Genomic DNA, 15184 nt, shown 5'->3' with positions numbered 1-15184 from the left:
AAAACTTTTTTTGAAATCGGTTGCTGGACATGTATGATTGTTTATTCATGAAGGAAAGTAAATTCCTGCTCCATAATTCCCTTCATATTCGTCTTTTTCAGAATCTTTAGACAGCCAAATCAAATATAGACCATTTTCATTCTCATCTTCTGAATTATACTTTTCAATAAAATATAAATTATAAGTTTCTAAATCAGTCAATATCGTATAATCTGCCCTGATTTTAAATGTTTTCTTTTTTCCATTCTGACTTTCATCGGTTGCAATCGTTCCATTAGATGATACCAAATTACCTTTATAATATTCTATTGCAGATAAAATAGCATCGTCTAATTCTTCAGCTTCGTTCCATGCCTGATTAGAAAACATGGATCTAATTGCAGCTTGATCTCCATTTTCTAATGCTGTAACAATTTCTGAAGCCCTATCATCTGCGATTTTATCGAAGCTTCTATCTTCCAGCCAGCTTTGATGGGGATAGGAAGAACAGCCCGTAAAAAACAAGAACACAACTGCGGATATTACAGCGTTCAATCGCTTCATCGTTTCATTCCTCTACAATGCTTACCATTTTACAAAAAACACCGTTCTGCTCACGGCAAAACGGTGCAATATATTGTCTGGATATTCTTTTTACAGTTCTGACTGCAAACCACCTTCAGAGAAGTAGTCAATTCGCATGGCATGGCGAACACCTTCCAGAGTCTTTTCCGCAGTTGCTCTCGCTGTAGCACTTCCCTGCTGCAAGATCTCGTAAACTTCCGGCAAACGCTGCTCCCACTGCTTGCGACGTTCCCGAATGGGACGGAGTTCTTCCTGCATTACATTGTTCAGGAACTTCTTGACCTTTACATCACCCAAACCGCCACGCTGATAGTGTGCCTTCACTTCGTCCAGGCAGCTGTAATCTTTCCAGAATTCCTCGAAATATTCCGGCTTGCAGAATGCATCCAGATAGATAAATACCGGATTACCCTCTACCTTACCGGGATCTTCTACCCGCAGGTGATTCGGATCGGTGAACATGGACATGATCTTTTTCTTGATCTCCTCCGGCTCATCAGACAGGTAGATACAGTTGCCCAGAGATTTACTCATCTTTGCCTTACCGTCAATACCCGGCAAACGTAAACATGCCTGATTGCTGGGGAGAATGATCTCCGGTTCGGTCAGAGTTTCGCCATATACCGAATTGAATTTGTGTACGATTTCCTTGCACTGTTCCAGCATCGGCAGCTGATCTTCTCCGACCGGAACGGCAGTTGCATGGAATGCGGTGATGTCTGCTGCCTGACTGATCGGGTAGCAGAAAAAGCCTACTGGGATACTTGCCTCAAAGTTCCGCTGCTGAATCTCTGCCTTAACGGTAGGGTTCCGCTGTACGCGGGAAACGGTAACCAGATTCATGTAATAGAACGTCAGTTCTGTCAGCTGCGGTACCATGGACTGAATGAAAATGGTGCTTTTTTCCGGATCCAGACCACATGCCAGATAGTCCAGAGCCACCTGTGTAATGTTCTGTCGTACTTTTTCCGGATGCTCTGCATTATCTGTCAGTGCCTGTGCATCGGCGATCATAATATAAATCTCGTCGAATTTTCCGGAGTTTTGCAGTTTTACCCGTTCTTTCAGGGAACCTACGTAATGTCCTACATGCAGCCGTCCGGTGGGACGATCTCCGGTCAAAATAATCTGTTTCATGTTTTTGCTCCTTATGATTCATGGACGCTGCGGCAATGCTGTATGCCATGTCCATGTAAATTTCTTTTTTTATTATAACACATTGAGGGTGTGGTGTCAATGTTTTCTGTCTAAATTCCGTAATAACCAAGCGGAAAAGTAAAAATGATACTGTAGGCAATACCGCACAAAGAGCGTCTGGCGACTTTGCACGCCATCTGCTTGCAAATTTCCCGTCATATTTCACAAAAATGCTCGTGAATACATCCAGTATTCACTCCGCTTTTTGTTTCATCTGACGAAAAATTTGACGACGCATCTGTCGCACAATCTTTGTGCGGTATTGCCTGTAAAAAAGCATATAAAAGCTTTTAGAAAAATGGGTTTGTATTCCGTTTACACCTTGCAATCTCCTATAAAATATGCTATAATAAAAGCACCCGAAAATTTCACGGGCAATATATCAGAAACAGAATTTCAAGGAGGAACATACCATGCCCCATATTACGATCAAAATGCTCAAAGGCAGAACAGACGATCAGAAAAAGCTTGCTGCAGACAAGGTTGCCGCTGCACTGGTAGATGCGATCGGCTGCAATCCGGAACACATTTCTGTTGCAGTAGAAGATTTCACACCGGTAGAATGGCAGGACGAATTCCGCAAGGAAGTCACCGAGAGTGAACACATCTACAAAGAACCGCATTACGACCCGAAGGACGTGCTGTAATGGGGCTGATTCTAGCTTCTGCATCACCGCGGCGGCAGGAACTCCTGCGGCTGATCACGGAAGACTTTACGGTTTTTCCGGCAGCCGTAGACGAGTCCCTGCCGCCCGTGTTGTCTGTACAGAAAGCGGCACAGTATCTGGCACGAAAAAAGGCTCTTGCCGTCGCCAACGAATATCCGAATGACATTGTTCTTGGTTCTGATACCACGGTGGTGCTGGAAAATGCCATTTTCGGCAAACCGAAAACGCCGGAACATGCGGCAGAGATGCTTCGTCAACTCTCCGGAAAGACACATACTGTCATCACTGGTGTAGCTTTGGCACAAGGAGAACGCGTATCCTCATTCCAGACAGAAACAGCGGTAACATTTTATCCGCTGACTGAAGAACAGATACAGGCGTATCTTGCGACCGGCGAACCTATGGACAAAGCCGGCAGTTACGGCATTCAGGGATACGGTGCACTGCTGGTGCAGAACATCAACGGCGATTTTTACAGCGTAATGGGCTTGCCGGTGGCAGAAACTGCACGGGCATTGCAACGCTTTTGCAAAGGAAACGATGTGCTGTAAAATCGTACAGGCAGATTGCACGCTAAACAGCGAAACAATTTTTACGCAGCGTTTCCATAGATAACAGAAAGGGATTTCCATGAATAAAAAAGAACTCTCCGAAATTCGAAAAAATTTTTCAGATACCAGTGATTTATTTGTACTGAATCAGGTGGCAACCGCTTTTGTGGACAGCGAAAAAAATATCCGCTGTCAGACCAGCCGTGCCTATCACAACATTGCTTCCGAAGAAAGCGACTGCCTTATGGCAACGCTGAAACGTGTTCTTGCGGGCACACTGGGAAAAGGACTGCTGGAATACGAATTTCCCAAAGAAGCCTATGAAGAAGGCGGCAGTCAGGCGATTCTCTACGAGGCGTTACAGTCCAAACTGGAAGATGAAACTGCCGTTACAACGCTGATGGAACAGATCGTCCGCAACATGGACTATGTTTCCACCTATGCGATTTTGGTCGGACATTGTACTTATACCGTTTTTCAAAAGTCCAAGAGTGACGAATTAGACCCGTATCAGAGCCACGATTACCGTTTTCTGGTGGCAGCAATTTGTCCGGTAGAAATTCGCGTAGACGGGCTGATCTACAACGAAGATGACAACGCCATTGAAAAGAAAAATGTTTATGACAGAATCGTGGCAGAGATCCCCACAGACGGGTTTGTCTATCCAACTTTCACGGGGAGAGGTCCGGACGTAAACCATGTGCTGTACTCCGCCCACAAGCCCAAAGATGTCAATATCAGCATCATAGAAAATGTACTGGGCTGCCCGTTTAACCGGACGGCTCAGGAGCAGAAGGAAACATTCCAGAGCATGATGCAGGAAATCGTTTCCGATGAACTGAGTTACTCTGTCATCACCGGCGTAAATGAAAAGCTGCGGGATATTGCAGCAGAATACGCCAATGAACCGGATCTGCCCATTGTGGACGATATTCACGTGCGGGACATTTTGCTGGACTCCGGCGTTAGTCAGGAACGTGCAGAAGAAATGCAGATGGCATATCGGAAGGCAACACAGGACAAGCCGATTACTGTCAACAACCTGATCGACAACAAAACAACGATCAGCGTAGACGGCATCACTGTTTCGATTGGGAAAGATGCCACAGACAAGGTGCGGACACAGTGCGTAGACGGCAGACGGTATCTGCTGATCGATCTGGACGATCCGGCTGTGGAAATCAACGGGTTGACGGCTCGCATTGCAGAATTACAGCCGGAGCCGACAGAACCGGAATCGGATCTCACAGACTTGCCGGAAGCAGAGCCGGAAAGCGATGAAACAGCCGTATGACATTACAGCAATTGAAATATGCCGTTGTCACTGCGGAAAAAGGAACAGTCAGTGAAGCAGCTGCTTCACTGTATATTGCCCAGCCCAGCCTGACAAAAGCACTCAAGGAACTGGAAAAGGAAATGGGCATCTCCATTTTCAACCGCACCAATAAAGGCGTTTTTGTTTCCAAAGAGGGGGAAGTGTTTCTGGGCTATGCCAGACAAGTTCTGGAGCAGGCTGCTCTGATCACGGAAAAGTATACCCACCAGTCCGGTGGAAAACAGGAATTCTGCGTTTCGACACAGCATTATTCCTTTGCGGTAAATGCATTTGTAGACTTGATTCAGGTGTATGGCAGTGACAATTATGATTTCAGTCTGCGGGAAACCCAGACCTATGAGATCATTGATGACGTTTCCCGTCTGAAAAGTGAAATCGGAATTCTCTATCTCAACGAGTTCAACGAAACCGTTTTGCGAAAGATTTTGAAATCCAACGATTTGCAGTTTACGGAATTGTTTGAAGCGAAGCCGCATATTTTTATCAGCGACAAAAATCCTCTTGCACAAAAAGCAGAAGTCACCATGGCAGACTTGCAGCCCTATCCGTACCTGTCTTTTGAACAGGGCGAACACAACTCGTTTTACTACTCTGAAGAAATTTTCAGCACAGAAATTCGCTCGAAAAATATTCGGGTACGGGATAGGGCAACGCTGTTCAATCTGCTGATCGGACTAAATGGGTATACCATTTGCAGCGGTGTCATTGACGAAGAACTAAACGGAGAAAACATTGTGGCAATTCCTCTTGCGGAAAACGGAAGCATGCATATCGGTTACATTACCAAAAAGCATGCAGTGCCCAGCCGATTGGGCAGCATTTATTTAGATGCATTAAAGCGTTATGCGAAAAACTCCTAAGGCAACACCGCACAAAGCCGTCAGGCGGGCTTTGTGCGGTGTTGTCCTAAAATACTGAATAGGCTCTGATGCAGCACAGACCTCAAATACCGGTTTGCTATATAATAAAGCTATAGCAAACCGGTATTTTTATATATTTTACATATCCGGTGGAATCCTGTATAATGGAATTACAATCAGAAACAAAAAGGAATACGCTGGGCAACATTGTTTCAGGGCAATACCGCACAAAGATTGTGCGACAGATGCGTCGTCAAATTTTTCGTCAGATGCTCTTTGTGCGGTATTGCCTCAGTTTACATGGTTGCCCAAGCATGTGTTTCCCCAGAAACGGAGTTATCTTATGAAAACAACTATTATCGGATTCCCCAGAGTGGGCAGTCTGCGGGAACTGAAATTTGCCAGCGAAAAGTATTTTCGCGGAGAGATTTCCGCAGAAGAATTGCAGAACACCGCAAAAAAACTGCGGAGCACCCATTGGCAGCTACAACAGGAAAATGGAATCTCTCTGATTCCTGTCAACGACTTTTCTTTCTATGACAACATTCTGGACACCGCCGTTCTGCTGAATGCGGTTCCGAAACGCTATCGTGCTCTTTCTCTGTCGCCGCTGGATACCTATTTTGCAATGGCACGTGGCTATCAGGGTGAACACGGTGACGTAAAAGCATTCGCAATGAAAAAGTGGTTCAACACCAACTACCACTATATGGTGCCGGAAATTGAGGACACCACAGAAATTCGCCTTGCCGGCGAAAAGCCTTTTGCAGAATATGCAGAAGCAAAGGCACTGGGCGTTCCGGCAAAGCTGGTGCTGATCGGACCGTTTACATTCCTGAAGCTGGCACGATTCACCGGTGAAAAAACACTCTCTGACTTTGTAGAAGATACAGTCAAGGCATACTGTAATTATCTGGAAAAGCTGAATGAACTGGGTGCTGCATGGGCTGAACTGGACGAACCGTATCTGGTAAAAGATCTGTCCGCAGAGGATATTGCTCTGTTTACCCAGATTTACAAGACTGTCTTGGCTGCAAAGGGCAATGTCAAGGTGTTGCTGCAAACATACTTCGGCGATGTGCGGGACTGCTATTCTGAGATCACAGCACTGGACTTTGACGGCATCGGTCTGGACTTCACAGAGGGAAAACAGACGATGGCACTGGTACAGAAAAATGGATTCCCCAAGGAAAAAATTCTGTTTGCCGGTGTAGTAAACGGAAAAAATATCTGGCGGAATTCCTATGAGAAAACTCTGAAAATTCTGGAACAGCTGCGTCCGGTTTGCGGTGATATCGTACTGAACACCTCTTGCTCTCTGCTGCACGTTCCGTACACGCTGCGAAACGAAACCAAGCTGGCGGAGAGCTATCAGAAGCACTTCGCTTTTGCAGAAGAAAAGCTGGAAGAACTGGCAGAACTGTCACAGATCTGTGCTTCTGCACAGCCGCAGGCGACAGAGGCATATCAGAAAAATCAGCAGTTGTTCTGCGAGGACAGACATTGCAGCAATGCAGAAGTACAACGAAAAGTTGCAGCCTTGACAGAAGCTGATTTCGTTCGAAAGCCGGCTTTTGCAGAACGGGAAAAGATTCAGCAGGAAACATTCCAGCTGCCGCTGCTGCCTACCACAACTATCGGTTCATTCCCGCAGACAAAGGAAGTCCGTGCCAATCGTGCTGCATTCCGAAAGGGCGAGATCTCCGAGGAACAATATGTAGATTTCAACAAGAAGCAGATCGCAGACTGCGTGGCATTGCAGGAAAAAATCGGTCTGGACGTGCTGGTACACGGGGAATTCGAACGAAACGACATGGTAGAATATTTCGGAGAGTGTCTGGAAGGCTACCTGTTCACTGAAAAGGCTTGGGTACAGTCCTACGGCACACGCTGTGTAAAGCCGCCGATCGTCTGGGGTGATGTCAGCCGTGCAAAGCCGATGACTGTAAAATGGTCTGTCTATGCCCAGAGCCTGACAAAAAAGCCGATGAAGGGCATGCTAACCGGACCGGTCACTATTCTGAACTGGTCATTCCCGCGGGAGGACATTTCCTTGCAGGATTGTGCGTATCAGATTGGACTTGCCATTCGGGAAGAAGTACTGGATCTGGAGAAAAACGGTATCCGCATTATTCAGGTAGACGAAGCTGCTCTGCGGGAAAAGCTGCCTTTGCGGAAGTCTGACTGGAAAACAGAATACCTGAACTGGGCAATTCCGGCATTCCGACTGGTGCACAGCGGTGTAAAACCGGAAACACAGGTGCATACCCATATGTGCTACAGCGAATTCGCTGACATCATTCAGGACATCGATGATATGGACGCAGATGTCATCACGTTCGAAGCCAGCCGTTCTGACCTGACGATTCTGGACGTATTACAGGAGAACCACTTCCGCACCGAAGTTGGCCCCGGCGTGTATGACATTCACTCCCCCAGAATCCCTACCACTGCGGAAATCAAAACGGCAATTTCCAAAATGCTCTCCCGTATTCCGAAAGAAAAGCTTTGGGTCAATCCGGACTGCGGTCTAAAAACCAGAGGTATTGCTGAAACAGTACCCAGCTTGGAAAACATGGTAGAAGCTGCAAAAGCTTGCCGATAAGCTATTTCCCATTCTGAAAAGTGCTCTTTATAGTGTAACCAAATTGCAAAACAGCGGCAATCCGTTTTCTTCGGATCGCCGCTGTTTTGTTTGCTGTTATTTTATGGCAATACCGTGCAAAGTCGCCAGAAGCTCTTTGTGCGGTATTGCCTTATGTTAACGTTTGATTGTCTTAGATGTCGTTCCGCAGAACGTCGTCCAGAGATTCCCGCTTCACTGCCAGTCTGTCTTCGCCGCCCTTTACAAAAACGACTGCCGGCTTCTGGAGTCGGTTATAGTTCGATGCCATGGAATAATTATAGGCACCAGTTGCACAAACCGCAATAATATCGCCTACTTCGCAAGGCTGAATCTCCATATTTTCGCCGATCAGGTCGCCGCTTTCGCAGCACTTTCCGGCAATAGTTACCTTTTCAGTTTTCGGCTGTCCTGCCTTATTGGCAACCAGTGCATCATATGCAGATTGATACAGAATATAACGCGGGTTGTCGCACATGCCGCCATCGACAGAAACATAGGTACGGATATTCGGAATCTCTTTGATGCCGCCTACGGTGTACAGGGTAATGCCTGCCGGAGCTGCAATGGAACGGCCGGGTTCGATCAGGATAAACGGACGCTTTACATCGTGCGATGCACAGAAACCGTTGATGACCTTTGCTACCGCTTCCATATATGCATCATACGGCAGCGGGTCGTCTGCTTCAGTATAGCGGATACCGAAACCGCCGCCCAGATTCAGATCTTCTGCTTCGTAGCCCAGTTCTTTCTTCAGCTTTTCAATGAATTCCATCATGACTTCTGCTGCTGCCGTAAAGCCCTGTGTATCCAGAATCTGCGAGCCGATATGACAGTGCAGACCGCGAAGCTTCAGATTCGGGTAAGAAATCGCTTTCTTGACTGCTTCGTATGCTTCGCCGGTTTCCAGTGCAAAGCCGAACTTGCTGTCAATCTGTCCGGTACGGATAAAGTTATGGGTGTGTGCATCTACGCCCGGCTTGATGCGGAGCAGGATCGGGGCAGTCAGATGCTTTTCCGCTGCCAGCTGGTTCAGGTGCTCCATTTCATAGATGTTGTCCACAACAATTCTGCCAACGCCGTAATCCAGTGCCATGTTCAGTTCTTCTGTGGTCTTGTTGTTTCCGTGGAAGCAAGCCTTTGTCACGTCGAAGCCTGCCTGCACTGCGGTGTACAGTTCTCCGCCGGAAACCACATCGATGCCCATATTTTCGGACTGCATCACGCGATAGATCTCCTTGCAGGAAAATGCCTTGCTGGCATAGCAGACCAGACCCTGTCCGTCATAGTATGTGTCGATGCTTTTCTGGAATGTTTTGCAGTCCCGACGAATCATGTCCTCGTCCATGACATACAGCGGTGTACCATACTTCTTTGCCAGTGCAACGGTGTCTACGCCGCCAATGGTCAGATTTCCGGACGCATTTACCCCCAGATTATCAGATACAAACATGTTTATACTTCCTTTCTGCATTGCTTTTATGAACGCGGTATCGCGGTGAAAATACTCCCGTTCACCCCGCAGATCATTCTTCGGTTTCGGAGGCGATTTCTTCCAGAACGCCCTGTACTTCTGCAACGCCTTCCCGCGTCACTGCGGAAAAAGGGATCACATGAATCTGTGAGAAGTACGGAATTTCTGTTTCAAATGCCTGCATGCGTTTGGTACGTTCTGTCTTGTTCAGTTTGTCTGCTTTGGTCAGCACAATCAAAAACGGCAGTTCCGATTCTACCAAGAAATCGATCATCTGCAAATCGTCTTTAGAGGGTGCGTGACGCATATCGATCAGTAACAGGATCAGACGCAAGTCCCGATCTGCACCGAGATAGCCCGAGATCAGTCCGGACCACCGTTCCTTTTCCGACTTGGCAACCTTAGCATAGCCATAGCCGGGAAGGTCAACGATCGTCAAAGGATCCAGACGGTAAAAGTTGATTGTCGCTGTTTTCCCCGGAACAGCACTGACTCTCGCCAGCGATTTCCGCTGAAAAATTTTATTGATCAACGTAGATTTTCCCACGTTCGACCGTCCTGCAAAGGCAATCTCCATGGAATTGCAGGGCGGTATCTGTGAGAATGTCCCGTAGGACGCTACGAATTCTGCTTTTTGAAACTGCATGGATTCTTCTCCTTTTTATACATGGCACAGTTCCACAGCGGCTGTCTGTGCTTCTGCGGCTGGTTCTGCCGGTACCAGTGCCGTATTCAGCACAGTGTCCAGCGTTTTTGCCGGCACAAATGTGACATGTTCCCGCACGGTTTCGTCTACTTCCTCCAGATCCGGCAAGTTTTCTTCCGGAATAATCACCGTGTGAATGCCGGCTTTATAAGCTGCCATGGATTTTTCCCGCAGTCCGCCGATGGGCAGCACCTTGCCGTGCAGGGTAATCTCCCCCGTCATTGCGATGTCCCCCCGCACCGGTCTGCCGGAAAGAGCGGAAATGATCGCGGTTGCCATGGTAACGCCTGCCGAGGGACCGTCCTTGGGAACAGCTCCCTCCGGTGCATGAATATGCAGGTCACACTTGGTGTGGAAATCTTCCGGAATGCCGTACTGCTTTGCCACGCTGCGTGCATAGCTGACCGCAATTTTGGCACTTTCCTGCATTACGTTGCCCAGTGAACCAGTGTACTCAACTGTTCCCTTGCCGGACATCACCAGCACTTCCATGGGCATCAGCACGCCGCCGACAGAAGTCCATGCCAGACCGTTGACTACACCGACAGTATCTTCATGGCTCTGTTTGTCCGGTCGGAATTTCGGGATTCCCAGATATTCTTTCAGGTTGACTTCTGTAAAGGAAACCTTTTTGCAGATGCCCTCCACAATTTCTTTGGCAGCCTTTCGGCAAAGCGTACCGATCGTGCGTTCCAGTTCCCGCACGCCGGCTTCTCTGGTATAGCCATCAATGATCGCATACAGCACCTCGTCCGGAATCCGGCACTGGGTGCCTTTCAGTCCGTGTTTTTTCAGCTGCTTTTTCAGCAGATGCTCTTTGGCAATGTGGAATTTTTCCTCACGGGTATAGCTGCCCAGTTCGATAATTTCCATACGATCCAGCAGCGGTGCCGGAATCGGATCCAGAGAGTTTGCTGTTGCCACAAAAAGCACCTTGCTCAAGTCAAAAGGCACTTCAATATAGTGGTCACGGAACGCCTTGTTCTGTTCGCTGTCCAGTACTTCCAGCAGTGCCGCAGAGGGATCGCCCCGAAAGTCGTTGCTCATCTTGTCCACTTCGTCCAGCAGGATCATGGGGTTGTTGGTGCCGGCACGGGTCATGGCATCCATGATGCGTCCGGGCATTGCCCCTACGTAAGTTTTCCGGTGTCCGCGAATGTCCGATTCGTCCCGCACACCGCCGAGAGAAACACGTTCATAGTGCCGTCCCAGTGCCTTGGCAATCGATCTGCCGATAGAAGTTTTGCCCACGCCGGGAGGTCCGACAAAACACAGAATTTGTCCGGAGGCTTCCGGCAGCAGTGTCCGAACGGCAATGCTTTCCAGAATTCGTTCTTTCACCTTTTTCAAACCATAATGATCTTTTTCCAGTACAGACTGTGCCCGCTTCAGATTGGGCTTGGTATGGCTGGATTTATTCCACGGCAGTGCCAGAACTGTGTCCAGATAGCTGCGAATGACAAAGGCTTCCTGTGAAGCTGCCGGCAGACGGGACAGACGTTCTGCTTCCTTTTCCAGCTTTTTGCGGCTGGCTTCGTCCAGCGGAAGCGTGTCGATGATGTCGGTATACTGTTCCATTTCCGCAGCCGGATCTTCGGATTCTCCCAGCTGTTCGGCAATCAGGTGCATCTGTTCCCGCAGGTAGTATTCCCGCTGCGAGCGATCCAGATTTTCTTGTGTTTCCTCCTGTAGCTTTCGCTCCAGCCGGAGAATGTCCATTTCGTCCTCCAGAATCCGGTACAGCTTTTCCAGCCGCTGCAGCAGGCTGCTTTCCTCCAGAAGCATCTGCTTTGCATCATAGTCCAGCGAAATGTTGAACACGATCTCGTTAAACATCTTGGCAGCGTCCTGTTCGCAGATCACAGTTGCCATCAATTCTTTCGGCATGCGAGGCATCAGTTCTGCATATTCCTGAAAAATGTCCTTTATGCAGCGGACAGAAGCGGTCAGTTCCTTTTCACGGTCTTCCTCTGCCGAAACTTCCGGCAGCAGTTCCACTTCTGCCTGCGGGTAAAAGTTCTTTTCTTTTTCTGTGTTTTCCAGAAAAGCTGCGGTAATGGCTGCCCGTTCTTTTCCCTCGACCAGTACCCGTGTCACGCCGTCCGGCGAACGGAGCACCTGCCGCACTTCTGCGATCACACCCACTGTATACAGATCGTCTTGTTTGGGTTCTTCCACCAAGGGGTCTTTCTGAGTCACCAGAAACACGCGGCGATCCGATTTGGCACCGGCTCTCAATGCCTTGACAAACGGTTCCCGAGCCAGATCGAAGTGCATGATCATGTTCGGAAACAATACAATTCCACGCATTGCAAGCAGCGGCAGTTTTTGTACGGTTGGTGCGGTGATTTCTTCCATATAGTTTTCTGTATTTTCAATGGTTTCAGTCATGATTTCTGTCTTCCTTTCTGCATCAGCATTTCGTGCAGCGGCAAGTTCTCCCCATGCCTCTGCGAATCCGGAAATCTCACAATCCATTGGCTTGGCTGTGCGTTTTCCATGCGGCAGTACTGCACAAGCTTGTACAGAATTGCCTTGAAACGTATCGCAGTAACTCCTATTTTCTGCTCCCCCTGCCATGCGGCATTTCGTCACTGTTTCATTCGATTTGTTCTATTATACTATACTTCGTGATATTTTGCAAGTGGTAAGTCCTGAAAATTCAAAAATTGGAAAAAGAGAAACTATAATTGGAATCTTCTCCGGCGGGGAAATGTTGTTTCTCCCCGTCGTTTTCGAAAAAAGTTTTGTAAATCCCATTGCATTTTTTTGCAAACTGTGGTACAATGGTTTTTGATTGTAAGAACGTGAACTGCGGTGTTGCAATCTTTTACCGCAGACAGGAGCAGGACTGCTGCTCCCATACTTCTACTTTTCGATTTTTAGAGGGCATCTGTCTGCGGGCAGATGCTTTCAGAAAGGCTGTGATGGTAGGGTTGGAGAAAAAGCTGACCTTATATGGATTTAACAATCTCACTAAGACGTTGAGCTTTAATATTTTTGATGTATGTTATGCAAAGTCCGAACGGGAAAAACAGGACTATATCCGCTACATCGACGAACAGTATAATTCCGAACGTCTGACGAATATTCTCTGTGATGTCACCGAAATGATCGGTGCGGCGGTGCTGAATATTTCCAGACAGGATTACGAACCGCAGGGAGCTTCGGTCAACGTACTGATCGCTGAAGGCAGTGTAGCACCGGAAAGCATCGATCCGTCCTGCAATCAGGGGGACGGATTTCTCCAACGTCGGGATATTCACGCACATCTGGACAAGAGCCATGTCACAGTGCACACCTTTCCGGAAAGTCATCCGGACAATGAAGTCACCACATTTCGGGTCGATATTGATGTTTCCACCTGTGGGGAAATCTCTCCGCTGAACACGCTGGACTATCTGATCCGGAGTTTCGATTCGGATATTATCACCATTGATTATCGTGTCCGCGGCTTTACCAGAGATGTTTCCGGCAAAAAGTGCTTTATGGATCAGGAAATGGCTTCGATCCAGGATTTTATCAGCGAAGAAATTCTCCTGCGGTATGATGCACAGGATGTAAACGTATATCAATCCAATATTTTTCACACCCGCATGCTGATCAAGGAACTGGAACTGCAAAATTATCTGTTCAAAACCGATGCATATGAACTGGACCCGCGGGTGCGGCTGGATATTACCAATCGTCTGCGGCGGGAAATGATCGAAATTTTCAGCGGCAGAAACATCTATTGAGGAGGCAGAGCGATATGAACTGGACACAGCAGGACGCTCCTCTGATGGACGCTCTGAAAGAGCATCTGATGAACCGTGTGGTACGGTTTGACGTTCCCGGACACAAGGGCGGACGGGGCAACCATGAACTGGCGGATTTTCTCGGACAGCGGTGCGTACAGATCGACGTGAATTCTATGAAAAATCTGGACAATCTCTGTCATCCGGTTTCAGTGCTCCGCGATGCACAGCAGCTTGCCGCGGAAGCGTTCGGGGCTGCCAATGCCTTTTTTATCATCAACGGTGCTACCGGTGCTTCGCAGGCTATGATTATGTCGGTCTGCAAAGCCGGTGAAAAGCTGATCATGCCCCGCAATGTGCACCGCAGTGCGATCAATGCACTGGTTGTCAACGGGGCTATTCCCGTTTATGTGGATCCGGACGAAAACAAGGATCTGGGAATTCCGCTGGGCATGTCAGTAGAAGCGGTGGAACGTGCCATTCTTGCCAATCCGGACGCAAAAGCTGTATTGGTAAACAATCCGACTTACTACGGTGTCTGTCCGGATATTCGCCGTATCGCCAAGCTTGCCCATGAACACGGCATGCTGCTGCTGGCAGACGAAGCACATGGCACACATTTCTATTTCGGGGAGAATCTCCCCTGTTCCGCTATGGCTGCCGGTGCAGATATGGCATCGGTCAGCATTCACAAGACCGGCGGCAGTCTGACACAGAGTGCCATGTTGCTCTGTGCGGAGGGCATCAATGCGGACTATGTACGGCAGGTCATCAACCTGACACAGACCACGAGTGCGTCTTATCTGCTCATGGTATCGCTGGATATTGCTCGGCGAAATCTGGCGATGAACGGACGGGAAATGTACCGGAAAGCAGTGGAGTATGTGGACTATGCACGGGAGGAAATCAACCGCATCGGCGGGTATTATGTCTACGGGGACGAACTTTGCAACGGCGATTCGTTCTATGCGTTTGACCGGACAAAATTGTCCATTCACACCCGAAACACCGGTCTGGCAGGCATTGAGGTGTACGACTTGCTCCGGGACGAATACGGGATTCAGATTGAATTCGGTGACATCGGCAATATCCTTGCCATTGTCACTGCCGGAGATCGGGCGTTGGAGATCGAACGGCTGATCTCGGCGTTATCGGAGATCAAGCGGCTGTACGGCGGCGACCCTACGGGCATGCTGCAAAGCGAGTATCTGGCTCCGGACGTGGCACTCCCCCCACAGCAGGCGTTTTATGCGGACAAAAAAGCTGTGCCGCTGGAACAGAGCGTGGGTGAAATTTGCAGTGAGTTTGTCATGTGTTATCCGCCGGGAATCCCGATTCTCGCCCCCGGCGAACGCATTACAGCAGATATTGTGAATTATATCCAGTACGCCAAGGAAAAGGGTTGTTCTCTGACCGGGCCGCAGGATATGGAGATTGCAAGATTGAATGTGGTGAAGAAGTAGGGGTT

General features: G+C 48.4%; 12 protein-coding genes. 7 read left to right on the top strand and 5 right to left on the bottom strand.

All coding sequences use genetic code 11. The features are described from left to right. Positions 1-45: 45 nt before the first annotated feature. Together DXB92_RS03245 and trpS are read right to left on the bottom strand one after the other, a co-directional pair. Positions 46-543 carry a DUF5104 domain-containing protein gene (locus DXB92_RS03245; RefSeq protein ID WP_117732382.1) on the bottom strand — a complete coding sequence of 166 codons (498 nt, stop codon included), beginning with the start codon at positions 541-543 and terminating at the stop codon, positions 46-48. A 90-nt stretch (positions 544-633) separates the two neighbouring features. Continuing rightward, positions 634-1701 (bottom strand): tryptophan--tRNA ligase, encoded by a 1068-nt coding sequence (trpS, locus tag DXB92_RS03240; RefSeq protein WP_021682296.1) that lies wholly within the window; start codon positions 1699-1701, stop codon positions 634-636. A gap of 473 nt (positions 1702-2174) precedes the next feature. On the opposite strand from trpS, the gene DXB92_RS03235 reads away from it, so the two are divergent. The 5 genes from DXB92_RS03235 to metE all read left to right on the top strand — a co-directional run bounded on the left by DXB92_RS03235 (position 2175) and on the right by metE (position 7781). Then, a complete protein-coding gene (locus DXB92_RS03235; protein ID WP_021682297.1) occupies positions 2175-2408 on the top strand; it encodes a tautomerase family protein in 234 nt (77 codons plus the stop codon). Then, positions 2408-2980: a Maf family protein gene (locus tag DXB92_RS03230; protein ID WP_117732381.1), complete on the top strand. Its 573-nt coding sequence runs from the start codon at positions 2408-2410 to the stop codon at positions 2978-2980. Before DXB92_RS03235 ends, DXB92_RS03230 begins: the two co-directional genes overlap by 1 nt. Positions 2981-3059: 79 nt before the next feature. Further along, positions 3060-4274, top strand: coding sequence for a DUF4317 domain-containing protein (locus DXB92_RS03225; RefSeq protein WP_117732378.1), 1215 nt, complete (start codon positions 3060-3062; stop codon positions 4272-4274). Next, positions 4271-5176, top strand: coding sequence for a LysR family transcriptional regulator (locus DXB92_RS03220; protein ID WP_117732376.1), 906 nt, complete (start codon positions 4271-4273; stop codon positions 5174-5176). Before DXB92_RS03225 ends, DXB92_RS03220 begins: the two co-directional genes overlap by 4 nt. Positions 5177-5519: 343 nt before the next feature. Further along, the gene (gene metE, locus DXB92_RS03215; RefSeq protein ID WP_117732374.1) at positions 5520-7781 is read left to right on the top strand and encodes a 5-methyltetrahydropteroyltriglutamate--homocysteine S-methyltransferase; all 2262 of its coding nucleotides are present in this window, start codon (positions 5520-5522) and stop codon (positions 7779-7781) included. A 172-nt stretch (positions 7782-7953) separates the two neighbouring features. Here metE and lysA read toward each other — a convergent pair whose 3' ends face one another. The 3 genes from lysA to lon all read right to left on the bottom strand — a co-directional run bounded on the left by lysA (position 7954) and on the right by lon (position 12370). Beyond that, on the bottom strand, positions 7954-9252 hold the full coding sequence (gene lysA, locus DXB92_RS03210) for a diaminopimelate decarboxylase (RefSeq protein WP_117732372.1): 1299 nt from the start codon (positions 9250-9252) through the stop codon (positions 7954-7956). Between the two features lie 73 nt (positions 9253-9325). Continuing rightward, positions 9326-9919, bottom strand: a complete 594-nt coding sequence (yihA, locus tag DXB92_RS03205) for a ribosome biogenesis GTP-binding protein YihA/YsxC (RefSeq protein ID WP_021682304.1) — start codon at positions 9917-9919, stop codon at positions 9326-9328. Positions 9920-9934: 15 nt separating this feature from the next. Beyond that, positions 9935-12370: an endopeptidase La gene (lon, locus tag DXB92_RS03200; RefSeq protein ID WP_117732505.1), complete on the bottom strand. Its 2436-nt coding sequence runs from the start codon at positions 12368-12370 to the stop codon at positions 9935-9937. Between the two features lie 533 nt (positions 12371-12903). Between lon and speD the strand changes: the two genes are divergently transcribed. Both speD and DXB92_RS03190 read left to right on the top strand, forming a co-directional pair. Beyond that, positions 12904-13716 carry an adenosylmethionine decarboxylase gene (gene speD, locus DXB92_RS03195; RefSeq protein ID WP_181976884.1) on the top strand — a complete coding sequence of 271 codons (813 nt, stop codon included), beginning with the start codon at positions 12904-12906 and terminating at the stop codon, positions 13714-13716. Positions 13717-13730: 14 nt separating this feature from the next. Further along, positions 13731-15179, top strand: a complete 1449-nt coding sequence (locus DXB92_RS03190) for an aminotransferase class I/II-fold pyridoxal phosphate-dependent enzyme (protein ID WP_117732370.1) — start codon at positions 13731-13733, stop codon at positions 15177-15179. Positions 15180-15184: the final 5 nt, after the last annotated feature.

Origin of the sequence: Ruminococcus sp. OM06-36AC (genome assembly GCF_003438725.1) — a bacterium.
GTDB classification, from domain to species: Bacteria; Bacillota; Clostridia; order Oscillospirales; family Ruminococcaceae; genus Ruminococcus_C; species Ruminococcus_C callidus.
Note: the sequence above shows the minus strand (reverse complement) of the source record. Positions and strands in the feature narration are given on the sequence as shown.

Excerpts from the sequence above, each read along its gene's own strand:
- DXB92_RS03220 (WP_117732376.1), top strand. The coding sequence starts at position 4,271 with ATGACATTACAGCAATTGAAATATGCCGTTGTCACTGCGGAAAAAGGA.
- DXB92_RS03245 (WP_117732382.1), bottom strand. The coding sequence starts at position 543 with ATGAAGCGATTGAACGCTGTAATATCCGCAGTTGTGTTCTTGTTTTTT.
- DXB92_RS03190 (WP_117732370.1), top strand. The coding sequence starts at position 13,731 with ATGAACTGGACACAGCAGGACGCTCCTCTGATGGACGCTCTGAAAGAG.
- trpS (WP_021682296.1), bottom strand. The coding sequence starts at position 1,701 with ATGAAACAGATTATTTTGACCGGAGATCGTCCCACCGGACGGCTGCAT.
- DXB92_RS03235 (WP_021682297.1), top strand. The coding sequence starts at position 2,175 with ATGCCCCATATTACGATCAAAATGCTCAAAGGCAGAACAGACGATCAG.
- metE (WP_117732374.1), top strand. The coding sequence starts at position 5,520 with ATGAAAACAACTATTATCGGATTCCCCAGAGTGGGCAGTCTGCGGGAA.
- DXB92_RS03230 (WP_117732381.1), top strand. The coding sequence starts at position 2,408 with ATGGGGCTGATTCTAGCTTCTGCATCACCGCGGCGGCAGGAACTCCTG.
- lysA (WP_117732372.1), bottom strand. The coding sequence starts at position 9,252 with ATGTTTGTATCTGATAATCTGGGGGTAAATGCGTCCGGAAATCTGACC.
- lon (WP_117732505.1), bottom strand. The coding sequence starts at position 12,370 with ATGACTGAAACCATTGAAAATACAGAAAACTATATGGAAGAAATCACC.
- yihA (WP_021682304.1), bottom strand. The coding sequence starts at position 9,919 with ATGCAGTTTCAAAAAGCAGAATTCGTAGCGTCCTACGGGACATTCTCA.
- DXB92_RS03225 (WP_117732378.1), top strand. The coding sequence starts at position 3,060 with ATGAATAAAAAAGAACTCTCCGAAATTCGAAAAAATTTTTCAGATACC.